This window comes from Streptomyces sp. NBC_00466, assembly GCF_041433995.1.
Taxonomy (GTDB): Bacteria; Actinomycetota; Actinomycetes; order Streptomycetales; family Streptomycetaceae; genus Streptomyces.
The window spans coordinates 366,089-389,949 of sequence record NZ_CP107896.1; the positions used below are offsets into that span (position 1 = coordinate 366,089).

Sequence of the window (23,861 nt, forward strand, 5' to 3'; positions counted from 1 at the left end):
ACGCGAGTCGCGAGGGGACAATCCTGGACCGCTTGCCGGGTCTTGGGAAGACGGCCGCACAGACAGCCGCACAGACACCTGCCCACGGCATCCGGGATACAGGCGGCGGGCCGGGCCTGGCTCGCCGGAGCCTGAAGGCCGCGCGGGACCGGCCGAAGGCGCGGCGCGAAGCCGGGAAGCGATCGGCGCTCCCGTCAGCGCACCGGCTGTGCGGCACTCTCCGGAACGTCGGCCGGGGTGTCGCGGACGCCCAGCCGCAGGTGCTCGACGTGGTAGAGCGCCTGGTCGAGGAGTTCGGCCACGTGGTTGTCGTAGAGGGCGTAGATGATCGAGCGGCCCTGGCGCTCGCCGGTGACGAGGCCGAGGTTGCGCAGCAGGCGCAGCTGGTGGGAGCAGGCCGACGGCTCCATGCCGACGGCGGCCGCCAGGGCGCTGACCGAGCAGGGGCCTTCCTGCAGCCGGGCCAGTATGTGCAGCCGCGAGGGGGTGGCGAGTGCCTGGAGTGTCGCGGCCACGTCAGCGGTCCCGACCGCGTCAAGACGCTCGCGGGTGGTGGCGCTGCCGGTGGTGTCGACTTGATGGCCCATGGAGTCATCGTACCCACAACACGTGAATACCTCTTCAGGTATTCCTGTACGGTGTGCATGTTGCCGCCGGTCCACCCGCGAAGGGTCGTTTCGTCATGTCCTCTGTCCTCGACCAACACCCCGCGCCGGTCACGGCCGGGCCGCCGCCCGCTCCGCCGCGGCGGCGCACCCGTGTCCTGGCCCTGCCGGAGGCGCGGTGGGCGCTCGCGTCGCTGGTGCTGTTCCTCCTCGCGCTCCCGCTGAGCCTGCTCGGCGCCCCGGCGTGGGCGTGGGGCCCGCTGTTCGCCGCCGCTTACCTCACCGGCGGGTGGGAGCCGGGGTGGGAGGGCCTGAAGGCCCTGCGGGACAGGACCCTGGACGTGGATCTGCTGATGGTGGTCGCCGCCGTCGGTGCCGCGGCCATCGGCCAGGTCCTGGACGGAGCGCTGCTGATCGTCATCTTCGCGACCTCCGGCGCGCTGGAGGCGCTCGCGACCGCCCGCACCGCGGACTCCGTACGCGGTCTGCTCGACCTCGCACCCGCCACCGCGACCCGGCTGCTGCCCGAGGGCTGCGAGGAGACGGTCGCCGCGGAGGAGTTGGGCGTCGGGGACACCATCCTGGTGCGGCCGGGTGAGCGGGTCGGCGCCGACGGCCGGATCCTGGACGGCGCGAGCGACCTCGATCAGGCCACCATCACGGGCGAGCCACTGCCGGTGGCCAAGCAGCCGGGCGACGAGGTGTTCGCCGGGACCGTGAACGGCACCGGCGCACTGCGCGTACGGGTCGAGCGGGACCCGTCGGACTCGGTGATCGCCCGCATCGTGAAGATGGTCCAGGAGGCATCCGAGACCAAGGCCCCCACCCAGCTCTTCATCGAGAAGATCGAGCAGCGGTACTCGATCGGCATGGTGGTCGCCACCCTCGCCGTCTTCGCCGTGCCCCTCGCGTACGGCTCCGGGCTCCAGCCCGCGCTGCTGCGCGCGATGACCTTCATGATCGTCGCCTCGCCCTGTGCGGTCGTGCTCTCCACCATGCCGCCGCTGCTGTCCGCGATCGCCAACGCAGGCCGCCACGGCGTGCTGTCCAAGTCCGCCGTCGTCATGGAACGCCTCGGGCAGGTCGACGCCGTCGCCCTGGACAAGACCGGCACCCTCACCGAAGGCACTCCGCGCGTCACCGCGCTGCGGCCCCTGCCCGGCACCGGGCTGACCGACGACACGCTGCTGACCCTGGCGGCCGCGGCCGAGCACCCGAGCGAACACCCGCTGGCCCGCGCCGTTGTCGACGCCGCCCGCGAACGTCGCCTGCCGCTGCCCGTCGCGCTCGGCTTCGCGTCCACGCCGGGTCACGGAGTGCGCGCCACCGTCGACGGCCGCACCGTCACGATCGGCTCCCCCGCCCGCCTCCTGCCCTCCGCCACCGGGCCCGTACGGGAGTTGGTGCAGGAGCTGGAGGGCGCCGGACAGACCGTGATGCTGGTCCTGTACGAGGGCGCTCCGGCCGGTGTCATCGGCGTCGCGGACCGGCTGCGGCCGGACGCCGCCGCCACCGTCGCCGCCCTCACCGAGCTGACCGGGCGCGCCCCGGTCCTGCTGACCGGCGACAACGAACGTGCCGCGCGGCACCTGGCCGGCCAGGTCGGCATCACCGATGTCCGCGCCGGGCTGCTGCCCGAGGACAAGGTCGCCGCCGTACGGGAGTGGGAAGGCGAGGGCCGCCGGGTCCTGGTCGTCGGCGACGGCGTCAACGACGCCCCGGCGCTGGCTGCCGCACACACCGGAATCGCGATGGGCAGGGCAGGCAGCGACCTCGCCCTGGAGACCGCCGACGCCGTCGTCGTACGCGACGAACTCTCCACCGTCCCGACCGTCCTGGCACTCTCCAGGGCCGCCCGGCGCCTGGTGGTCCAGAACCTCGTCATCGCGGGCGTGTTCATCACCGCCCTGGTGGTCTGGGACCTCGTCGCCACGCTTCCGCTGCCGCTCGGCGTCGCCGGTCACGAGGGCTCCACCGTGATCGTCGGCCTCAACGGCCTGCGCCTGCTGCGGGAAACGGCCTGGAAGAGTCCGTCCTGACCGGCCCACACGGTGCCCTGCGGGCCCTGCTGGTCCGCGACGAGGCCCTCACCAGCTGAATCCATCGCGACGGTGCCATCATGGACGGGCCGCCGGTCAGCATGTTCGGCGCGCTGCGCACCCGCTGCATCATGGAGGAGACCAAGTGGGCCTGAACCGCCACGACCCGGAAGGCGCGATCGCCGAGTCCGCCAAGGCGTACTCGAACTGGGGGCGTTGGGGCGCCGACGACGTACTGGGCACCCTGAACTTCCTCGACGAGGCCAAGCGCCGCGAAGGCGCGGCCCTCGTGCGCCGCGGCGCCAGCTTCTCCCTGTCGCAGAGTTTCGACATGGACGGCCCGCAGAACGGCTGGCGGCGGCGCACCAACCCCGTCCACACCATGCTCGACACCGGCACCGACGCCGTCCTGGGCCACCAGGGCTTCCCGCACGGCATCGGCGGCGCCGACGACGTGATCTCGATGCCGCTGCAGTGCTCCACCCAGTGGGACGGCCTCGGCCACATCTTCGACCACGGCATGGCCTGGAACGGGCGGCCGGCGGAGCACGTCGTCACCTCCGCCGGTGACCTGGTCACCGGTGTCGAGCACATGGCCCCCTATGTCGCGGGGCGCGGTGTCCTGCTGGACGTGGGCCGGTTCGCCGACGGCGGAACGGGCGAGCTGCCCGACGGTTTCGCCATCACCGAGGAGCAGTTGACCGCCACCGCGCAGGCCCAGGGCGTCACCGTCGGACGCGGCGACATCGTGGTGGTGCGCACCGGACAGCTCACCCGCGTCCGCCGCGACGGCTGGGGCGAGTACGCGGGCGGACCGGCCCCCGGCCTCTCCTTCACCACGGCCGGCTGGCTGCACCGTACGGAGATCGCCGCGATCGCCACCGACACCTGGGGCTTCGAGGTCCGGCCCAACGAGTTCGAGGCCTCGTTCCAGCCGCTGCACCAGGTGGTCATCCCCAACATGGGCCTGCTGGTCGGCGAGTTGTGGGACCCGGACGCACTCGCCGAGGACTGTGCCCGCGACGGTGTGTACGAGTTCTGGCTCACCGCCGCCCCGCTGCCCATCACCGGAGCCGTCGGCTCTCCGGTCAACCCGATCGCCGTCAAGTAACGCGATCGCGCCCCGTGCGCCGCCGCGGGCTCAGTGCGCGTACTCACCGAGCCCGCGCGGCACGAAGGCCCCGTGCCCGGCGTGGCCGGTGTACTCACGGCTGTCGATCACCGGGACACCCCGCGACAGCACCGTCTCCACCCGGCCCGTCACCCGCTTGCCCTCGTACGCCGAGTAGTCGACGTTCATGTGATGCGTCGCGGCGGACATGACCTGCTCGGCGGCCGGGTCGTAGACCACGATGTCGGCGTCGGCGCCCGGGGTGATCGTCCCCTTCTGCGGATACAGGCCGAACATCCGCGCCGGCGCCGCGCAGGCGATCTCGATCCAGCGGCGGCGGCTGATGTGCCCGTCGACAACGGCCTGGTGGAGCAGGTCCATACGGTTCTCGACGCCCGGCATACCGTTCGGGATCTTCGAGAAGTCGCCCTTCCCCAGGTCCTTCTGGCCCTTGAAGCAGAACGGGCAGTGGTCGGTGGAGACCACCTGCAGATCGTTCGAGCGCAGCCCGCGCCACAGCGCGGCCTGGTGCTCGGCCGGACGCAGCGGAGTGGAGCAGACGTACTTGGCGCCCTCGAAGTCCGGCTCCGCCAGGTTGTCGGTCGACAGGAAGAGGTACTGCGGACAGGTCTCGCCGTACACCGGAAGGCCCTCGTCCCGGGCCCGTACCAGTTCGGCGACGGCCTGCTGCGCCGACACGTGCACCACATAGAGCGGGGCGCCCGCCACCTGGCTCAGCTTGATCACCCGGTGTGTGGCCTCCGCCTCCAGGAGCGCGTGGCGGACCTCGCCGTGGTAGCGCGGGTCCCGCTCGCCGCGCGCCAGGGCCTGCTCCACCAGGACGTCGATCGCTAGACCGTTCTCCGCGTGCGTCATGATCAGACCGCCGTTGGACCCGGCACGCTGCATGGCCCGGAGGATCTGGCCGTCGTCGGAGAGGAACACCCCCGGGTACGCGGTGAAGAGCTTGAACGAACTGACGCCGCCCGAGACGAGCCGGTCCATCTCCTTGAGCGACGACTCGTTCACATCGGACATGATCATGTGGAAGGCGTAGTCGATCGCGCACTTCCCGTCCGCTTTCGCGTGCCAGGTGTCGAGGCCCTCACCGAGCGATCCGCCCTTGGACTGGATGGCGAAGTCGATGATGGTCGTCGTGCCGCCCCAGGCCGCCGCCCGGGTCCCGGTCTCGAAGGTGTCGGACGCGAAGGTGCCGCCGAAGGGCATCTCCATATGCGTATGGGCGTCGACACCGCCGGGGATCACGTACTTCCCGGTCGCGTCGATCGTACGGTCGGCGGTCCAGGCGTCCGCGGCGGCGGAGCCGTGCGCGGCGAGAGCGGCGATCCGGCCGTCCTCGATGAGGACGTCGGCGTGGGTCTCCTCCGCGGCGGTGATGACGAGACCGCCGCGGACCAAGGTGCGCGTACTCATGGTGCTCTGCTTCCTCTCTCGTACACAGGTGAGTGCTGCTCCCGTACACCGGTGCGCGGAACCCGCCGACTAGCCTGCGTGCAGGGCCTGTTCGAGGATGGCCGCGCCCTCTTCGGCCTCTGCGACATTGAGCGACAGCGGCGGTGCGATGCGCAGCACGCTGGTGTCGTGCCCGCCGCCCTTGCCGATCAGCAGCCCGCCCTCCCTGGCCGCTTCCAGGACGGCGGCCGCCGCCGCGGGGTTGGCCTCGTCGGTGCCGGGCTTCACCAGCTCGACGCCGATCATGAGGCCCCGGCCGCGCACTTCGCGTACGAGCGGGGACTGCGCACCGACGGCCCGCAGCCGTTCGAGCAGGAGGCCGCCGATCCGGCGGGCGTTGCCCTGGAGGTCGTGTTCCAGGAGGTACGTGAGGTTGGCGAGGCCCGCGGCCATCGTGACCGGGGAGCCGCCGAAGGTCGAAATGGAGTTGGCGTCCAGGCAGTTCATGACGTCGGCGCGGGCGACGACACCGCCGATGGACATGCCGTTGCCGATGCCCTTGGCGAAGGTGAGCATGTCCGGCGGGCCGTTCTGGGCGTGCGCCTGCCAGCCCCAGAAGTGGTCGCCCGTGCGCCCCCAGCCGGTCTGCACCTCGTCGGCGATCCAGAGGATGCCGTGCCGGTCGAGTACTTCGCGGAACGCGGCGTACAGGCCGTCGGGCGGGGCGGTGAAGCCGCCGACGCCCTGGATCGGCTCGGCGATCAGGGCCGCCGCGTCATGGGTGTGGCCGAGCAGGTCCTCCAGGTCGGCGACGCACGCCTCGATGAACCGGGCGTCGCTGAGCTCCGCGTAGGGGCCCCGGCTGCGGACAGCGCCGTGCACATAGAGCGTCTGGAGCGGGGAGAGACCGGTGGGCGACCAGCTGCGGTTGCCGGTGATGCCGACGCTCGTGAAGGAGCGCCCGTGGTAGCTGTTGCGCATCGCGAGGATCTGGCTGGACCTGCGGTACGCGGTGGCGAGGAGCAGCGCGGTGTCGTTGGCCTCGGTCCCCGACGTGGTGAAGAAGACGCGGGCGTCCGGGATCCCGGAGAGTGTCGCGATCCGCTCGGCCAGCTCCACCATCGGCCGGTTGAGATAGAGCGTCGAGGAGTGCACGATCCGGCCGGCCTGCTCGCTGACCGCCTTGGTCACCTCGGGCAGGGCGTGGGCGGTCATGGTGGTGAGGATGCCGCCGAAGAAGTCGAGGTAGCGGTTGCCGTCCGCGTCCCAGACGTGCCGGCCCTCACCGTGGGTGATCTCGATCGGCTCCCGGTAGTACGTGGCGAGCCACTCGGGGAGGACGGCCTGATGCCTGTTGTACAGGTCGCTCACGGCTGCACCAGCCCTTCGTACGCGTCGGGCCTGCGGTCCCGGTAGAACGCCCACTGCTGCCGGACCTCGTCGATGAGATCCAGGTCGAGGTCGCGGACGAGGAGTTCCTCGCTCTTGTCACCGGCGACCTCGCCGACGAACTGGCCGCGCGGGTCGACGAAGTAGCTGGAGCCGTAGAAGTCGTTGTCGCCGTACTCCTCCTGGCCGACCCGGTTGATGGCGGCGATGAAGTACTCGTTGGCGACCGCTGCGGCGGGCTGCTCCAGCTGCCAGAGGTAGGCGGAGAGACCGCGCGAGGTGGCGGAGGGGTTGTAGACGATCTGTGCCCCGTTCAGGCCGAGTTGGCGCCAGCCCTCCGGGAAGTGACGGTCGTAGCAGATGTACACGCCGACCTTGCCCACGGCCGTGTCGAAGACCGGCCAGCCCACATTCCCCGGTTTGAAGTAGTACTTCTCCCAGAAGCCCTTGACCTGCGGGATGTGGTGCTTGCGGTACTTGCCGAGGTAGGAGCCGTCGGCGTCGATGACGGCCGCCGTGTTGAAGTAGAAGCCCGACTGCTCCTGCTCGAAGACCGGAACCACGATCACCATGCCGGTCTCGCGGGCGAGTTCCCGCATCCGGGTCACGGTCGGCCCGTCGGGCACGGACTCCGCCCAGCGGTAGTGCTCGGCCTCCTGCACCTGGCAGAAGTACGGGGCGTTGAAGACTTCCTGGAATCCGATGATCCGCGCACCCTGACGGGCCGCCTCGCGGGCGTGCTCCTCGTGCTTGGCGATCATGGATTCGGTGTCGCCGGTCCAGGTGGCCTGGACCAGTGCGGCGCGTACGACGTGGGACACGAGCAGCTCCTTCAACAGGGCGCCACGAAGCTCTACGCACGTAGACGGGTTGCGTAGGAGGAGAACGTAAGCCCCGTCACACACTGGGGCAAGACCATCACCGTTAACCGGCCGAGTCGATCACGTTTCGCCTCTTCATGATCATTCGGCATCCCACCGTGATCGGATTGCGTGCCCGCCGCGGCGGCCGGCCGTGATTCCCTGGCCGGCCACCGCGCGCGGCCCCCTCAGGGGCGCCCGTCCGGGCGGACCACCATCGCGGAGCCGCCGCCCCGGCGGACCGGTTCCGCCGCGGCCAGCCACCGGCCGTCCGGCAGCCGCTGCACCCCGGTCGCCGCACCGATCTCCGGGTTGAGCGTGAACGAGTGCCCGAGCGCCTCCAGTTGGCCCCGCAGCGGGCTGTTGTACAGGGCTGGCTCAAGCTCGGTGGTAGCGGCGTTGCGCTGGCTCGCCCGTGGTGCGGCGATCGCGTCCACCAGGGGCAGTCCCCGGTCGAGATGGCCGATGAGCGTCTGGAGCACGGTGGTGATGATGGTCGCGCCGCCCGGCGATCCGACGGCCAGGACCGGCTTCCCGCCCTGCAGGACGATCGTCGGCGAGATCGACGAACGCGGCCGCTTCCCGGGCCCCGGGAGGTTGGGGTCGTGCACCGACGGGCTGGCCGGGGCGAACGAGAAGTCGGTCAGCTCGTTGTTGAGCAGGAACCCGCGGCCCGGCACGGTCATCGCGCTGCCGCCCGTCTGCTCGATGGTCAGCGTGTACGCGACGACGTTGCCCCACTTGTCGGCCACCGTCAGATGTGTGGTGTTCTCGCCCTCGTACGTGGTGGGGGCCGCGTTGCCGCTGTTCCGGCACCGCTCCGGGTGGCGCGGGTCGCCCGGCGCCAGCGGGCTGGTCAGGACCGCGTCGTCCTTGATGAGGCAGGCGCGGGAGTCCGCGAAGCGCTGGGAGAGCAGCTCCTTGGTGGGTACGGACTCGAAAGCCGGGTCACCGACCCAGCGGCCCCGGTCCGCGAAGGCGATCCGGCTCGCCTCGATGTAGTGGTGCAGATACTGGACCTGCGACGCCTTCGAAAGGTCCGTGCGCTCCAGGATGTTGAGCGCTTCGCCGACCGTCGTACCGCCGGAGGACGACGGCGCCATGCCGTACACGTCGAGACCGCGGTAGGACGTCTCGGTGGGAGCGCGGTGCAGCGGCTCGTACGCCCGGAGGTCCTCCGCGGTCAGGTCCCCGGGGCGGGCGTTGCGGGTCGAACCGGGTGCCAGGTCCGGCTTGCGGACGGTACGTACGATGTCCTGCCCGAGGCTGCCCCGGTAGAGCTCGCCCACGCCCTTGCGGCCCAACTCCTCGTAGGTGCGGGCCAGATCGGGGTTCTTCAGCGTGGAGCCCACGGCGGGCGGCTGCCCGCCGGGCAGGAAGAGCTTCGCCGTCGCGGGGAAGTCCGCGAAGCGGGCCTGGTTGTCCTGCGTCTGGCTGCGGAAGGTCGGGTCGACGGTGAAGCCGTCCGTGGCGATCCGCTCGGCCGGTTTCAGCACTGTCCCCAGCGACTTGCGGCCCCAGGAGGCGAGCGCGGAGTCCCAGGTGGCGGCGGTGCCCGGGGTGCCCACGCTCAGACCGCTGGTCACCGCGTCCGCGAAGGGCAGCGGTTTGCCGTTCTCCAGGAAGAGCGAGGAGTCGGCTGAACGCGGCGCGGTCTCGCGGCCGTCGATGGTGCGCACCCGGTGGGATTTCGCGTCGTAGTAGACGAAGTAGCCGCCACCGCCGATGCCCGCCGAGTACGGCTCGGTCACGCCGAGTGCGGCGGCCGTGGCCACCGCGGCGTCCACCGCGTTGCCGCCCTCACGGAGCACCTCGATGCCCGCGGCCGACGCGTCCTGGTCGACACTCGACACCGCGCCGCCGTAGCCGACCGCGACCGGAGACTTCGCCGCCGCGGTCCCCCGGGGCTGTCCCGGTGGCGCTCCGGCGGCGGAGGGCGGCGCGGTCGCGCCCACCGACAACAGGGCGGCGGCGACGGCCAGATACGAGAGCTTCCGGACGGTGACACGGCGCATCCATGACCTCCAGCGGAGAGACGTAGGGCGCAGCGTAGCCCGCGCACCACCCCTTCGTCATGAACACGTCGATAGCCGGCGGCGGTCGCCCCGCACCACCGTCGCGGCGCCGCCACCCCTCTTCCGGACCGCGCCGGCGCGTGAACTCCCGCTACCCGTGACGCGGGCTGGGCGCGACAGCTCTCATACGGGCGCGGGCCCGGCCGACCAGCTCCTCGGCCGTCAGCTCGGACAGCGCAGACCGGGCGTCGGCGAGCATCCGGTCGGCGGCGGCCAGGAGCTCGGTCTCGCCGACCGGGCGCAGCGGACCGCTCCGGCCGGTCAGCAGATCGGCCAGAGCGGCGTGCAACTGGGTCCCGCCCGCCTCGCGCACAGTGAACGACAGGTGGGCAGAGGCGCTGCCACCGGCGGCGACGGCGCGATGCGCGTGGCCGCGCGGAACATAGAGGACCTCGCCCGGGTCGAGGCGGGTGGTGAACCCGGGTTCACCGGCCACGGCGGCGGAGCCGGGCGCCCACCGGTCGCTGTCCGGGCCGCCGTACAGGTGCCAGTCCTTGGCCCCGCTGATCTGGACGACGAGGACATCGGCGTCGTCGCGGTGCACCGGCCGCCCCTGGGTGCCGGGTGGTGTGACGAAGCAGAACGCCTCCACCTGGCGGCCGAGTTGCTCCCGCATCGAGGCGCAGAACGCGCGGATGCCGGGATGCCAGTGGTCCATGTAGCGCAGCAGCAGGGTCGCCTCGGTCCGCAGCTCCTGTACGGCGGCGCCGTCGACGTAGCCGTGCTCGACCCGGTTCAGGACCGCGCGTGGCGGGCAGAACCGGGGCAGCTCGATCTCTCCGTGCTCGGTCACCAGTTGCAGGTACGGCACCCGCAGCAGGCCGGTGTCGAGCCAGTGGTCCAGCTCGTCGAGCGGGAACAGCTCGGTCGGCGGGTCCGCCGGGCGGAACACCGCCGGCTTCCGTTGCGCAAGAGCGGCGTGGAAGGTGCCGGTGTCGTCGGTGAAGCGGTGCAGCACGTCCATGGCGTCAGGTCCTCGGTGCGAGCTTGATCAGCGGGTAGTACGGCCGGGCCGCTTCGATCGCCGCCGCGAACGAGCCGAATCCGCGGTCGAGCGCGCCGAACTCGGCATCGGCGCGGTTGCCGCCCCACTGTTGGACGAGCAGTTCGGCGATCCGCTCGGGCGAGATCCGGTCCACCGTGAATTCCGGTCTGTCCCTGGACAGTTCGTCGGTGAAGCGGTGGCAGGCGGCGGCCGTGCGCGCGGCCCGGGCGAATTCGGCGGTGGGTTCCAGAGCGTCGAGGAACACCGCGTCCCCACCCGTCCCGGGACCGGTCTCGAAGCTGCGGGACAGGAACAGTCGGAGCTGGTGCCGCCGGTCGCCGCAGGCCGCCTCGTCGTCGGTGAGCCACGAGCGCAGGAAGCCGAAGCCGTCCGGGTGCTCGTCCGGATCCGGGTACACCCCGCGATGCACCCCGTGGGTGATCGCGGCGTCTCCCCCGGCCGGTTGGGGACCGCAGGATCCGGCGCATTCGCGGGCCAGCAACGCCAGAACCCGGTCGCGGCGGAGTTCCGGAAAACCGGGCGAGAACAGTTGCAGCACCCGTAGCGCCGTCAGACTGCCCGGGTGGTCCGCGGACTCACCGGCGGGCCGCCGGGCCCGGTCCTCCCATTCGGCCAGGAACACGGTGCGCGGCACTGGGCCGCCGGAACGGTCGCCGGCCGGGCCGTCGGCACGCATCGACTCGATCAGGGCGAGCGCGTCGGCGCGCTTGACGTCGCGGCGGTTGCGCGCACAGTGGCGGCCGAGTGCGGCCAGCTCCCCGGGATTGAGGCCGGTCGTCCCAGCCAGCTCGGGAAACCCCTGGTAGGAGCGGAGTGCGTACGGGACCGACCGCAGCGCGGCGATGATCCGATCGGCCGTCACCTGCGCGCACACTCCCTCCCGCACCGCCGCCGAGAGACCGGCGCGGATGTTGACCAGGGGTTCGGACATCGCGCGGTAGCCGCTCTCGGGCGGGCCGTGCAGCAGGGCGACCTCGTCGTCGGCTTCGAGTCGCCCGCGACGGTAGTCCGCGTAGATCCGCCCGACCCCGCGCATCCCGAAGGTGTCGAGTTCGGCGGCGCGCAGGGCACCTGTGCTGGCCGCGCCGAGTACCGCGACGCCGCGGTCGAGCAGGGCGAGGATCTCCTTGTGCGGCACCGCCCGGACCTGATGGAAGTAGCCGTCGACGATGCCGACGGTGTCACCGGCGGCGAGCGGGAGGGCGAGCAGATCACCGGCGGCGACCGGCGGCCGGAGCACGATACCGGGCGGTGGCACGAGGCCGGGCACCGAAGGTCCGATGAACAGGTAGCGCGTGGTCACGGGTGGCCTCACAGAGCGGCGGGCATCGTCAGCCCGGGACAGATCACGTGCACGACCGGGACACCGAGTTCGGGACGGGTGTGGTCGACCACCAGCGGAGCGCGGCCGGTGACGGCGGCGATCCGGTCGGTGAGCAGGGCGGCCTCGGCCCGGTGGCCGGGCACCCGTACCGAATCGACGGTGTCGAAACCGACCGTCGGCCGGGCGTCCGGCGGCGCCGGCACCGGCGCACCGGCCATGGTCCGGCGCAGCCGCGCGTAGTAGCGGTCGTCCAGGTCGTCGCGGGCGCCGGCGATCACCGACACCCGGACCTGGGCGGCTTCGGTGAGCGCCCGGCACAGCGCGACCTGTGCGTCGAGGTGGCAGCCGTAGCCGTAGACCGGCAGCGGGAATCCGTCGCTCACGATGGCCACGCTGAAGCAGGGCAGGCCCAGCGGTGTGGCCAGCATGCCGATCCCGACCCGTACCCCGGCCGCCCGGAACCGTTCGAGCAGCCCGGCCGCCGGTGCCGCGACAGTGGCGGGGTCGATGACGGTCGCGGGCCCGGCGGGAGTGCTGCGGTGGATCGCGTCGCGTTCGATCACCTCGTACAGGCCGTGCACGATCGCCTCGTAGCGGGTGTTCCCGCCGGCCAGGCCGTTGCTGGTGGCGGCGAACAGCGGCGGGCGCCAGCGCGGACCGACCCGGCGGTCCAGGCTCAGACACTCCAGCGGCACCAGCGACCTGCCGCCGTCATCGAGACGTACCGCGGCACGCCAGTCGAGCCGGGTGGCCGGGTTGAGACAGTGCCGTGGGCGCAGCGTGAGTTCGTCGAGCCGGTAGCCCAGCTCGGGCTCCACCTCCCCGGCGGTGCCGGTGTGGTCGGGCCGGGTGTCCAGGTGCGCGCCGTGCCACCGTTCGATCGCCTCCATGGCCGCCGACACCTTCGCGGAAATGTGGTCCAGGCCCTTGCCCTGATACACCGACAGGTAGCGATTGGCCGGGCTGATGGCCTGGTAGACCGGGATACCGATGTCGTCCAGCCAGGTCACGTCGGCGATCCTGGTGACACCGGCGGCAGGCAGCAGCGGGGCGATACGGGCCCAGGTCTTCGCGGGCGGGCACACCCGATGCGTACCGGTGAAGTACGCCTTGTCGCCGTCTTCGTCGTGCCCGTCGTGTCCGCCGTATCCGTCGTACCCGTCATCGGACGCGGTCGCGGTCGCGGTCGCGGTGACCGCACCGGTGGTTGTGCCGTCGGCAGCCGCGCCGACGGCCCGTCCGGCCGCCGCGCCGGTGGCGGTGGCCGCCCGGACCGCCGCGGCGTCGGTTCCGCTCATCGAGTTGCCGGCCGGTGATCCGTGGACGACCGCGGGCCAGGTGGGACCGGGTCGGGCGCGGGGTGGCCGAGGGTCAGGCTGAGCAGGTGACGGCGGCCCGGGCCGCCTGCGGCGAACGCTGCGGTGGACAGGTACTGCGCACGGCCGCGCAGACATCCGCCGAACCCACGACTGATCGCCAGCAGCCAGGAGTTGTGGGCCAGTGCGGCGGCCCGCACCAGCAGATCGGAGTATCCGGCGACACCCGCGCGGCGCACCGCTGCCCGTACATCGCCGCCGAACGACAGGACCACGGGTGCGTCGTCGAAGTGCGCCGTCGGATCAGGCAGCTCCGGCGCCCCGGCCACACGGGTGCAGGTGCCTTCGGGGGCGACCTCGTACCACCCGGCGGCCAGCCCGCGCACGCGATGGACCTGCATCAGCACCGTCAGATCGTCCGGTGTCCGGGCGGGCCACCGGTCGCGCTCGGTGGCCAGGGCGGTGGCGAGCAGCTCGGACAGGTCGGTAGCGGCGATCGGCCGGTCGGCGAAGGACCGCACCGAGTGCCGGGACGACAGCACCTCCCACAGCGAACCGGCCGGCAGCGGCACCGCACGGCCGGTCGAACCCAGCGCGGGCACCGGCCGGTCCGCGGCGAGTCGCGTGGCGAACTCGTCCATCACGTCACGCTGGTCGAGCAGCGGCATCGCCGGTGTCCTTCCCGTAGAGCCCGATGATTCCCAGCGCCAGCTGATCGGCCGGGTTGAGATCCAGTTGTCCGGCGAGGTCGCCGACGTCGCCGGTCACCAGCTCGGCGTTCAGACCGAGTTCGGCGGCGACCAGCGCGCACTGGGCCAGGGCGCAGCCGGCGTCGAGGTGGGTCAGCCGGAAACCGAAGTCGCCGTATTTTCCGCGCAGTTGGTACACCGCACCGGTGACCACCACCGCCGCCCGGGGAGGCCGTCCGGCCAGGCCGGTACCCGCCAGCAGCTCGGGCAGGGACGGTTTGTCGGCGCGGACCGCGATCAGGGTGCCGGCGTCGCCGTCGTATTTGAAGACGGTGCCGGGCAGTCCCGGCCAGCCCGCCTCGGTGAGCAGATAGAGCTGGACCGAGGCACGGTTGCCGCCACTGGGACACCAGCGCGACTCGAACCCGCCGTGTGCCCCGGTGGATTCGCGTGGTCCCGCGGTGCGGGACAGCAGCAGGCCGACCGCCTGTTCGTCCAGTAGCCCCGGCGTACAGGCGGCGCTGTCCGGGGTGGCCAGCGGGCGTCTAGGGCTGGTCGTGAGATCGAGGACGTCGAGTGGCTCGGGCCAGACCGTGGCTGCGGTGTCGCCCTGGAAGGCTTCGTCCGGCGTGCCCTGCAGCAGCCATTCGACGGTGTCGAGCTCCTGCTCCGCGCCCGTGCCGACGGGCCCGCACCCACGACAGCCGGGCTCCGGGGCGACCGTCCAGCGCCGGCTGGTGTGATCCGGCAGCGTCAGGCGCCACAGGTCACGGCGCGGCACCGGCTGGCCGGTGCCCGCCAGCACAGCGGTGATCTGGGCCGCGACCAGCCCGGCGAACAGATCCGCCACCGCACCGGGCAACTCACCGGATACGTTGTCGACCGGTGCCGCGTCCTGCGACACCGCGTCCTTCGGGAAGGCACGTTCGTGGCCGGTCCGGAGGCAGTCCGGGCACGCTGTGTGGCCAGGGTGGAAGCGCGGTCCGATCTCGATCGCCGCGATACGGCCGGCCGCGCGCCGCACGCTGTACCGCAGGACCTCGAAACCCTCCGCCGCACCGATCCGGTACGCCTCGCCGACTCGGTCCGCCTCGTCGTCCCAGACCACGAGCAGGTTCGCCGGACCGGTCGGTATCGGGTCGCCTTCGGGCACGGCAGCGATCTCACCCACGCCACAGACCCGCAGGTCGTCGGCGATACGCCCGGTCACAGCGGCCGGTCCGGTCAGCACGACGCGGCTCATGGCCAGCCGGGCCAGCGCGTTCACCGATCCGCCGTCGGCGGCGGCCACCGGTCCGGTGCGGGACAGATAGTCGGCGACCGTCTGCTCCGCTGTCACGGCGCCGGCCGGGGCGGGTTCGAGCAACCCGCGGTCGGCCAGCATGTCCAGGACCCCGGTGATCTGGTCGACGTCCAGCCGGAGTTCGGCGGCCATCTCGGCGAGGTCGCGGGAACCGTCGAGCAGGGTGAACAGTCGCGGCAGCACGTCCGTGGCCGCCGCGCCGCCGAACAAGTGCCGTCGGCCCACCCCCTCGACGACCAGCCCCCGCTCGGTCGGGACGACCGTGAGCCCGCGACGCAGACGCGAGTTGCCGACGCGGCCGGGATCCCGGGTGGTCGCAGGTGCGCTCATGCCGGAACCCCGTGCGGTGCGGTGGCGTTGCCCGGGCGGAGCAGCTCGGCCAGTGCTCCCGTGCGGTCCAGGCCGGGAACGGTTCCGGGGGCGCAGCGGTGGCAGCCGTGGCAGCGCAGGACCCGCTGGGAGTCGAGGTTTCCGCTGCGCATACTGAGCGCGACCACCGTCCCGGGATCCGGCGGCTCTTCGAGCAGGCCATGTGCCACGCCTGCCGCCGCCCGGGCGTGCTGCGGCAGGAATCCGCGCGGTCCGCACTCGGGGTCGTCCGCGCAGGCCGCCCGGACGGCGGCGGTGATCGCGGACTGGTCGTCGTGCTGGACCCGCCGCGCCAGATAGCAGTCGAAGCAGGGCCCCGAACCGGGCACCACCCACGGGCCGACCCGGACGGCCAGGTCCTCGTCGGCCACCGGCAGCCACGGCACCCCGTGCTGCCAGGCCGCACGGTCGGCGCTGCGGAACACCTCCGGCACCGGATGCTGGGAGGCCACGACGACCGCGCCCGGCCGGCGGGCGAAGGAGCCGGCCAGGTCGTCCGGACCGATCCGGTACGCGCCGGCGATGCCGTCACACAGCAGCTCGGCCACCCTGGAACCAAAGGCGCCGAGGCCGAGGACCGGCACGGTGCCGGTCAGGCGAACGGTTGCGGCCATGGATTGAGCTCCTCCTCGGAGTGGACGGGGAAGCCCATCGCGGCCGGTGCCCGGTACAGCCGGGGATGGGCGCGGAACTGGGCCAGCGGCAACAGCGACATCGGCTGCAGGCCGGGGATGACGACGTTGACTGCGGTCAGGCCGACCGAGCGGAGTTCGAGGTGGCTGCGGTCGACCGCGAGCACCTGCATGTCGAGTGCCGACAAGCGCTGCAGCAGAGTGTCCAGGGCGGCCTGCGGCGACGCCGGCAGATCGGGGGGCGTACGGCGCGGCCCGGCCGCGATCCCCTGGTGGAGGAAGTCGAATGCTTCGGCTCGTTCCGGTACACCCAGGTAGCGGGCGCCGTCGGCGATGTCGGCGAACTCCTCGAAGGACTCCGGCACGCTGGTGCCGGAGTAGATCAGGCCGCGGATGCTGAGGGTCTCGGCCAGTGCCTTCTCCGCGGCTGCGGACAGGGTGCGGTCGGCCGCACAACCCACCACGTGCCGCGCCCGCGGGTCGTGCTCGGCTATCTGCACGCAGTACACGGTCGGCACCCCGAGGTCGGTGGTCGCGTCGAGCAGCAGGGTGTGCAGGAAATGCCGCTCCGCGGCGGCCAGCAGCTGGTCCAGCCGCGGTGAGTGCGCCTCGGCCGGGATCGGCGGCAAGGGCATCCGCTGCAGCCAGGTGAGCGCGATCGCGTCGCGTTCGATCACTTCCAGGATGGCGCGGACCAATGCCTCCACCGGATCGGTGTGGACGGCGAAACCGGTGGACAGCTGGTACCAGAACCGTTCTGCCGGTCTCGCGGCGTGCAGGCGGTACGTCGACATCACCGCCGGCAGCCAAGTCCGTTCCCGCGTCACCAGATCCAGGCCCTGTACCCAGCGCACCGGTGAGCCGGCGTCGAACGGGGTGATCGAGCAGGCGGGATTGGCCAGTTCGGCCGCCGAACAACGGGGCAGCCGGGTGGTGTCGAGGACAGGTCCTTCGAGTTCGGCGACCGTCGCCCACCGGTGTTCGGCGGTGGGTGGCTCGTAGGCCGCATAGCGTTCGGCGGCTTCGGCGATGGCGATCATGCGGGCATGCGCCGGGTCGCCGAAGGCGCGGCCGCAGCCGGTACTGGTGGAATGGCCCGCGCCCCGGCCGGGGCATCCGCTGCCGCCGTCGGCCAAGGAGACGTTCATGTCTGCCAGCCAGCCCGGTGCGCGGTTCGCACCGGTGGCGTGAATGACGCCGTATGGCGACACCAGGTCGTCGAAGCTGTCTGCGGCGCTTACGGTGAGCCCTCACTTGTCTGTTGCGGGGTGGCAGAGGCAGGGGTGGCAGCGGTAGGGGTGGTAGAGGTAGAAGCAGAGCTGCCGCTACCTCTACCGTTCAGACCTCGGTGCGCGGCACCGGGTCTGCCGACGGGACGAACGTCAGATGCAGCAGCCCGAACAGCCGCCGCAACAGCCACAACCACCGGTGCACTGGCAGTCGGCGGCATAAACGCTGTCCGAGACCAGATCTGTGGACAACTCGTCCCAGGTCCTGGGCGTTACATCGATGACATCCAAGTCCAACGTCACTACAGAATTCATGGCGTTCTCCCCTTCCTTCGAAGTGCGGCGGACCGAACTCCACCGCGGGCAGCCTAGCCCTCCAGCGCGTCCCGGAGACGGGCGCGCAGACGCTCCGGACCCGCCAACTGGCCTAAATAGGCGTTGACTTGGTCATCCGCGGCTGCTGAAGGGGGTCAACTCCCAGGCGTACGGCCCGGCTCGGGCGAACGGCTGGACCGGGCGTACGGCCTGGTCAGACGTACGGCCCTGATGCGGTGGCGCCGATCGCGGACGTCACCCGCGGGGCGCGGACCCCGGATTCCGGTACCTCATACCGGCCGGGTCTCCGACGGGGACGCTGCCGGGCGCGTACTCCCTGATCAGCGCCACCAGCTCGGCCGGGTCCACGTCGAAGACCTGCGCCTCGACGCAGAGGCCCTGCGCCCGCTCGTCCCGGCCGAGCGACGGTGCGAGCCTGCGGTACATCGAGCGCGGCCGGCAGAACCGGGGCAGCGCTTCCGTGCCGGGCGCGAAGTCCACGACCACATGGGCGCTGGTCCTGCCGCCCTCGGCGACCTCGGTGGCCGCCACGCCCGCCACCGCGGACCACGGCACGGTACGGGAGGGCCAGCTGGGCAGACGTACGGTCAGACCGTCGGCCCCCGGAGCCAGCCGCAGCGGCCGCACCAGATAGCCGACGAACGTGGCCGTGAAGAAGGCGAGCAGCAGTCCCGCGATCACCATCAGGGTGCCGCCGACCGCTCCGTACGCCCCGGAGACGACCGGCGGGATGGCCACCACCCAGGCGACCAGCACCACCACCGCCGCCACCGGGACCCACTGCAGCTTCCCCCTGAGCCGCAAGGTCATGTCCGTTCGCCCCCGGTCCGCGCCGTTCTCTGAATTCGTCACACCGAGAGCTTGGGACGCCGGATGCGTTCGCGCCAGCGTTTCCCTGAATCCCGGTCAACAATCCTCCGGCGGCGGCCGGGTGTCGGGACCGGGTCCGCACGGCGCCGTTGACACCATGTCCAACAATCGTTACCCGCACGTAACTTACTGGCCGGTTACCAGAGGGAGCCTCACGCGGTTAACGTCCCCACTCTGCAACGGTGCGAGTGAGGAGCGATTCATGGCACACCCCCGAAGGGCCACGGCTGCCGCGGTGACCGCAGCGGCGCTGTTCACCGGCGCCGCTTTCGGCCTGGCCCCGACGGCGGAGGCGGCGGGCGCGGCGCCGGCCGCCGTGTCCGCTTCGAGCCTGAAGTTCTACGACATCCCCGGCTCGGGCGGCATCACCCTCAAGGGCAATGTCTTCGCACCGGCGGGTGCCACCGCGGCCGGCGCGGCGAAGTACCCGCTGATCGTGCTGCCGACGAGCTGGGCGATGCCGCAGGTCGAGTACATCGCCCAGGCCAGGAATCTCGCCGACTCCGGTTATGTGGTGGTGAGTTACACCTCGCGCGGCTTCTGGGAGTCCGGTGGTGAGATCGAGGTCGCGGGACCGCCCGACATCGCTGATGTCTCGTCCGTCATCGACTGGGCGCTGGCGCACACCGCGGCCGACCCGGCGGAGATCGGCATGGGCGGCGTCTCGTACGGTGCGGGCATCAGCCTCCTCGCCGCCGGGTTCGACAAACGCATCAAGGCGGTGGTGGCGATGAGCGGCTGGGCCGATCTCATCGACTCCATCTACAGCGGCCGCACCCAGCACGCCCAGGCCGCCGCCCTGCTCGGCGGGCTCGGCGAGCTCACCGGACGCCCCAGCCCCGAGCTGCGGCAGACCCTCAAGGACTTCCTCGGCTCCAGCCTGGCCAAGGAACAGGACATGATCGACTGGGGCCGGAAGCGCTCCCCCGCCACCTATCTCGACCGGATCAACAAGAACGGCGCCGCCATCATGCTCGGCAACGCCTGGGGCGACACGATCTTCCCGCCCAACAGCTACGCGAAGTTCTTCGACGCCCTGACCGGCCCCAAGCGGCTCGAACTGCGCCCGGGCGACCACGCGACCGCCGAAGGCACCGGACTGCTCGGCCTGCCCAACGACACCTGGACCAACGCCCACCGCTGGTTCGACCACTACCTCAAGGGCGACGACAACGGCGTCGAGCACGAGCAGCCGGTGCAGCTCAAGTCCCGCTCCGGCAACGCGTACGAGGGGTACCCGAGCTGGGCCGCCGTTCCGAACGACAAGGAGAGGCTGGATCTCGCCGGGACGAAGAAGATCCTGACCAACGTCGATTCGGGCGCTGACGGCGGCGTCGCCATACTCTCCAACGCCCTCGACCAGTTCCTCAAGATCCCGCCCATGGCGTCCGTACCGCTGCTGCCCCGGTCGTTCGCGGCCGTCTGGCAGTCCGGGGCCTGCGCCACCGAGCGGCGCATCCGCGGCACGGCCACCCTCCACACCACCCTCACCAGCACCAAGGAGAGCGGCACCCTCATCGCGTACCTCTACGACGTGGGGCCGCTCGGCCTCGGCAAGCTGGTCAGCAATGCGCCGTACACCTTCCACGGGAAGACTCCCGGCAAGGCGTTCCCCGTGGACCTGGATCTGTTCTCCACGGCGTACGACGTGCCGGCGGGCCATCATCTGGCCCTGGTGACCGACACCGTCGACCCGCTGTACATCGAGCACAACCCGACCGGCGCGCAGCTGACCTTCTCCTCACCCGAGTCCGACCCGTCGTACCTGTCGGTCCCGCTGCGCGAGAAGTGATCACCGGCTGCTGCCGGGCGGGCTTGGTGCCCTACGTGCTACTGCGCACCCGGCAGCAGCGTTCCTGGTGAGGCCGGACCCGGCCGTATGCGGACGGTCGATGACGCAAACTATCCACCCCGACAAGGGACTTCACACCCGACACGCGCTAAGTGCCCATAAACCGTATTTGTATTGAAAAGCGGTGAAGTGGGCCAATTCGGGCGGTCAGGCCTCCGCTGCCTCCGAGTAGACCTGTGAGAGTTCGGGCGCGCCGGTGACCGCCCAGTCGAGTCCGGCCTCGACCACGTTGATCTCGCGCCCCGACTCCAGGCGGACCACCGGGGTGCCGCCCGGCAGAACGTCCCAGACCGCGCCCGGGACGGTCCTGACGACGATGGTCCCGAGGTAGAGACCCGCGTCGTTGCCCAGCCAGGGCAGCTCCTCGGGGTCGTCGCGCCAGCGCGGCGGAAGCTGGTCGAGTGCGGTCAACGAGGCCGGTGAGTCGTCGAGTTGAAGCCCTTCCTGCCCGGCTCTGGCACGCAGCAGCTCGCACTCAGCGAGCAGCTCGCCCACTCCCTGCGGGTTGTTGCGCACCGCCGTGGCGAGCGTCTCCGCGTGTTCCGTGCCGCCGTGCCGTCTGCGCCAGTGTTCAAGGAAAGGGATGTTCACACCGCTCAGCCTCGCATTCCGCCGGACAGTCGCACCAACAGGCGCGCGGACCCCCCGGCCCTATGAGGTCACCCGACAGCCGCTCAGACGTCGAGATCGACGACGACCGGAGCGTGGTCCGACGCGCCCTTCCCCTTGCGCTCCTCGCGGTCGACATAGCTGTCCTTGACGGCAGCCGCGAACGGCTCGTTGCCGTACACCAGGTCGATGCGCATGCCCTTGTTCTTCGGGAACGCGAGCTGCCGGTAGTCCCAGAAAGTGTACGGGCGGTCGTACTTGAGCGGGCGGGGCATCACATCACTGAGTCCCGTCCCCCGGAGCTCGGTGAGCGCGGCCCGCTCGGCCGGGGTGACATGGGTGGCACCCTCGAACAGCGCCGGGTCCCAGACGTCCTCGTCCGCCGGGGCGACGTTGAAGTCCCCGAGAACGGCGAACGGGCGCCCGCCCGCCGCGTCCGTGGCGGCCGCCTCCTTCAGCGCGGCGAGCCACTGGAGCTTGTACGCGTAGTGCGCGTGCTCGACCTCGCGGCCGTTCGGCACGTACACCGACCAGACCCGGACCGGGCCGCAGGTCGCCGAGATGGCCCTCGGCTCCTCTGTGCCCTCGTACTCCGGGCCACCGGGCAGTCCCCTGACCACGTCGTCCAGTCCCAGCCGGGAGATCAGTGCCACCCCGTTCCACCGGCCGGTGGCGTGGACCGCCGACTCGTATCCCAGCTCGCGCAGCTCGTCGGCGGGGAACTGCTCGGCGGAGCACTTGGTCTCCTGGACGCACAGCACGTCCGTGCCGGTGCTCTCCAGCCAGGCCAGCAGCCTCGGGAGACGGGCGGTGATCGAATTGACGTTCCAGGTGGCGATGCGCATAGGACCAAACCTAACCGGTGGCACCGACAGTCACAGGTCCGTGGCGTCGCCCGGCATCAGGCGGGTGTGGCCGGCACCGCCGAGGTTGCCGATATGTGTGTCGTACACACCGCGCGCCAGATCCTTGAGCAGCACGTCGTGGATGTCGATGGCGCGCTGCGGCCGCACCTCGCGCACATAGTCGATCACCTCGGAGATCTTGTTCCACGGGGCGTGCACCGGAAGCATCAGCGTCTCGACCGGCTGGTCGGGAACGGTGAAGGCATCGCCCGGGTGGAAGACCGAACTGTCCACCAGATAACCGACGTTGGTGATCCGCGGCAGATCCGGGTGGATCACCGCGTGCAGCTCGCCGTGCACCTGGACGCCGAACCCGGCGGCCTCGAAGGTGTCGCCGTGGCCGACGGTGTGGACCCGGCCGGGAAACGCCGCGGAGAGCTGCTCCGCGACGCTGCGCAGGGTCCAGATCTCGGCGGCCGGGTTCGCCTCCATCCCGGCGCGCAGCCGGTTCTCGTCGAAGTGGTCGGGGTGCTCGTGCGTCACGAGGATCGCGTCGGCGCCGAGCGCCGCGTCCTCCTCGCTGAACCCCCCGGGATCGATGACGAGCGTCCGCCCGGCCTTCTCCAGCCGGATGCAGGCGTGGGTCTTCTTCGTCAGCTTGATCGTCATACCCACCATTCTGCTACGCCTCGGGCGTGGTCTCCTGCTGGATCACGGCCCTGGCCACCTCGAAGGCCGAATTCGCCGCGGGAACACCGCAGTAGACCGCGGTCTGGAGCAGCACTTCCTTGATCTCCGTGGGGGTGAGCCCATTGCGCAGGGCCGCGCGGACGTGGGAGGCCAGCTCCTGCGGATGACCGCCGGCGACCAGCGCCGTCAGAGTCACCACGCTGCGGGTACGGCGGTCGAGCCCGTCCCGGGTCCAGACCTCGCCCCAGGCGTAGCGGGTGATCAGCTCCTGGAAGTCGCCGGTGAACGCGTCGGCCGCGGCCTCCACCCGGTCCACATGGGCGTCGCCCAGTACCTCCCGGCGTACCTTGACGCCCGCGTCGTACGGATCGGGGCGCCCGGCGGGCACGGCGTCCGGCTGGACCGCCGCGGGGGCGATCTCCGCGATGGGCGCCACCGGAGCCGAGAGGCCCGGCACGTGCGGCGGCACCGGTATCGACGTCGAGGTGGTCGAGCTGGTCGACGAGGCGTTGTCCTGCCACCCGGTGGAGAAGTGCCGTACCAGCAGATCGGTGACGGCCGCCGGCTGCTCGACCGGCGCCAGATGGGAGGCGGCGGGGACCATCGCGAGCCGGGCGTCCGGTATCCCCGCCACCAGGGTGCGGGCGTCGCCGGGTCCGGTCACCCGGTCCTCGGCGCCGACCACGACCAGGGCGGGCACGCCGATCCGGCCGAGTTCGGCGCGGATGTCGAAGGCCGCGAGGGCCTCGCAGGCCGCGATGTAGCACCCGGGGTCGGTGGTGCGGACCATCTGCACGGCCCACTCCACGATGGCCGGCTGCGCCGTCGCGAAGCCGTGCGTGAACCACCGCTCGGGCGCGCTGCGCGCCATCGGGTCGAGCCCGTTGGTGCGGACGATCACCCCGCGCTGGCGGAACTCGTCCGCCGTGCCGAACCGGGGAGAGGCGGCGACCAGCGCCAGCGAGGCGACCCGCTCCGGGTGGCGCAGCGCCAGCTCCATACCGATCGCGCCACCGATGGAGCACCCCGCGTAACCGAAGCGCTGCACACCGAGCTCGTCGAGCGTGGCCAGCAGCCGCTCGGCGATCCCGGCGACCGAGGGGACTGCGTGGGCGGGAGCGCCGCCGTGTCCCGGCAGGTCGAAGCGCAGGACACGCCAGGTCTTGGACAGCTCGGGCGTCTGCCGGTCCCACATGTGCCATGTGGTACCAAGGGAGGGTCCCAGGACCAGCACTGGAGCGTGTTCTGGCCCGTCAAAACGGTATTGGAGGGTCTGCTGCGTCGTCTCGCTCATCCGCC

The 23,861-nt window shown here is 71.4% G+C and carries 20 protein-coding genes; 3 read left to right on the top strand and 17 right to left on the bottom strand.

Annotated elements, in window-relative coordinates; genetic code table 11:
• Positions 1-194: 194 nt before the first annotated feature.
• Positions 195-587, bottom strand: coding sequence for a metalloregulator ArsR/SmtB family transcription factor (locus OG210_RS01640; RefSeq protein ID WP_328333151.1), 393 nt, complete (start codon positions 585-587; stop codon positions 195-197).
• Positions 588-682: 95 nt separating this feature from the next.
• On the opposite strand from OG210_RS01640, the gene OG210_RS01645 reads away from it, so the two are divergent.
• Complete coding sequence (locus tag OG210_RS01645) at positions 683-2,644, top strand: heavy metal translocating P-type ATPase (protein ID WP_328333149.1); 1,962 nt, start codon at positions 683-685, stop codon at positions 2,642-2,644.
• 151 nt (positions 2,645-2,795) lie between these two features.
• A complete protein-coding gene (locus tag OG210_RS01650; RefSeq protein ID WP_371540131.1) occupies positions 2,796-3,755 on the top strand; it encodes a cyclase family protein in 960 nt (319 codons plus the stop codon).
• A gap of 30 nt (positions 3,756-3,785) precedes the next feature.
• Here OG210_RS01650 and hydA read toward each other — a convergent pair whose 3' ends face one another.
• The 12 genes from hydA to OG210_RS01710 form a co-directional block, all read right to left on the bottom strand.
• Positions 3,786-5,189: a dihydropyrimidinase gene (hydA, locus tag OG210_RS01655; protein ID WP_371534858.1), complete on the bottom strand. Its 1,404-nt coding sequence runs from the start codon at positions 5,187-5,189 to the stop codon at positions 3,786-3,788.
• Between the two features lie 69 nt (positions 5,190-5,258).
• Positions 5,259-6,539 (bottom strand): aspartate aminotransferase family protein, encoded by a 1,281-nt coding sequence (locus OG210_RS01660; RefSeq protein ID WP_328333145.1) that lies wholly within the window; start codon positions 6,537-6,539, stop codon positions 5,259-5,261.
• Entirely contained in the window at positions 6,536-7,378 is an 843-nt protein-coding gene (locus tag OG210_RS01665) for a nitrilase-related carbon-nitrogen hydrolase (protein ID WP_328333143.1), read from the bottom strand. Before OG210_RS01665 ends, OG210_RS01660 begins: the two co-directional genes overlap by 4 nt.
• Positions 7,379-7,605: 227 nt before the next feature.
• Positions 7,606-9,432, bottom strand: a complete 1,827-nt coding sequence (gene ggt, locus OG210_RS01670) for a gamma-glutamyltransferase (RefSeq protein WP_328333141.1) — start codon at positions 9,430-9,432, stop codon at positions 7,606-7,608.
• Positions 9,433-9,583: 151 nt separating this feature from the next.
• Entirely contained in the window at positions 9,584-10,456 is an 873-nt protein-coding gene (locus tag OG210_RS01675) for a JmjC domain-containing protein (protein WP_328333139.1), read from the bottom strand.
• Between the two features lie 4 nt (positions 10,457-10,460).
• Entirely contained in the window at positions 10,461-11,801 is a 1,341-nt protein-coding gene (locus OG210_RS01680; RefSeq protein WP_328333137.1) for a TfuA-like protein, read from the bottom strand.
• Positions 11,802-11,809: 8 nt separating this feature from the next.
• Positions 11,810-13,120 carry a YcaO-like family protein gene (locus OG210_RS01685; protein WP_371534859.1) on the bottom strand — a complete coding sequence of 437 codons (1,311 nt, stop codon included), beginning with the start codon at positions 13,118-13,120 and terminating at the stop codon, positions 11,810-11,812.
• A complete protein-coding gene (locus OG210_RS01690; protein ID WP_328333133.1) occupies positions 13,117-13,806 on the bottom strand; it encodes a nitroreductase family protein in 690 nt (229 codons plus the stop codon). The genes OG210_RS01685 and OG210_RS01690 overlap by 4 nt, the downstream gene beginning before the upstream one ends.
• Positions 13,784-15,460, bottom strand: a complete 1,677-nt coding sequence (locus OG210_RS01695; protein ID WP_371534860.1) for a TOMM precursor leader peptide-binding protein — start codon at positions 15,458-15,460, stop codon at positions 13,784-13,786. Before OG210_RS01695 ends, OG210_RS01690 begins: the two co-directional genes overlap by 23 nt.
• Entirely contained in the window at positions 15,457-16,113 is a 657-nt protein-coding gene (locus tag OG210_RS01700; protein WP_328333129.1) for a TOMM precursor leader peptide-binding protein, read from the bottom strand. The genes OG210_RS01695 and OG210_RS01700 overlap by 4 nt, the downstream gene beginning before the upstream one ends.
• Entirely contained in the window at positions 16,092-17,279 is a 1,188-nt protein-coding gene (locus OG210_RS01705; protein ID WP_328333127.1) for a YcaO-like family protein, read from the bottom strand. Before OG210_RS01705 ends, OG210_RS01700 begins: the two co-directional genes overlap by 22 nt.
• 651 nt (positions 17,280-17,930) lie before the next feature.
• Positions 17,931-18,548 carry a hypothetical protein gene (locus OG210_RS01710; protein WP_328333125.1) on the bottom strand — a complete coding sequence of 206 codons (618 nt, stop codon included), beginning with the start codon at positions 18,546-18,548 and terminating at the stop codon, positions 17,931-17,933.
• Positions 18,549-18,768: 220 nt separating this feature from the next.
• Between OG210_RS01710 and OG210_RS01715 the strand changes: the two genes are divergently transcribed.
• Positions 18,769-20,358, top strand: coding sequence for a CocE/NonD family hydrolase (locus OG210_RS01715; protein ID WP_371534861.1), 1,590 nt, complete (start codon positions 18,769-18,771; stop codon positions 20,356-20,358).
• Positions 20,359-20,565: 207 nt separating this feature from the next.
• Here the strand turns inward: OG210_RS01715 and OG210_RS01720 are convergent, their stop codons facing one another.
• The 4 genes from OG210_RS01720 to pcaC form a co-directional block, all read right to left on the bottom strand.
• Positions 20,566-21,009 carry a DUF6278 family protein gene (locus OG210_RS01720; RefSeq protein ID WP_328333121.1) on the bottom strand — a complete coding sequence of 148 codons (444 nt, stop codon included), beginning with the start codon at positions 21,007-21,009 and terminating at the stop codon, positions 20,566-20,568.
• Positions 21,010-21,092: 83 nt separating this feature from the next.
• The gene (locus OG210_RS01725) at positions 21,093-21,872 is read right to left on the bottom strand and encodes an exodeoxyribonuclease III (protein ID WP_328333119.1); all 780 of its coding nucleotides are present in this window, start codon (positions 21,870-21,872) and stop codon (positions 21,093-21,095) included.
• 30 nt (positions 21,873-21,902) lie between these two features.
• Entirely contained in the window at positions 21,903-22,541 is a 639-nt protein-coding gene (locus OG210_RS01730) for an MBL fold metallo-hydrolase (protein WP_371534862.1), read from the bottom strand.
• Positions 22,542-22,554: 13 nt separating this feature from the next.
• A complete protein-coding gene (gene pcaC / locus OG210_RS01735; protein WP_328333115.1) occupies positions 22,555-23,856 on the bottom strand; it encodes a 4-carboxymuconolactone decarboxylase in 1,302 nt (433 codons plus the stop codon).
• Positions 23,857-23,861: the final 5 nt, after the last annotated feature.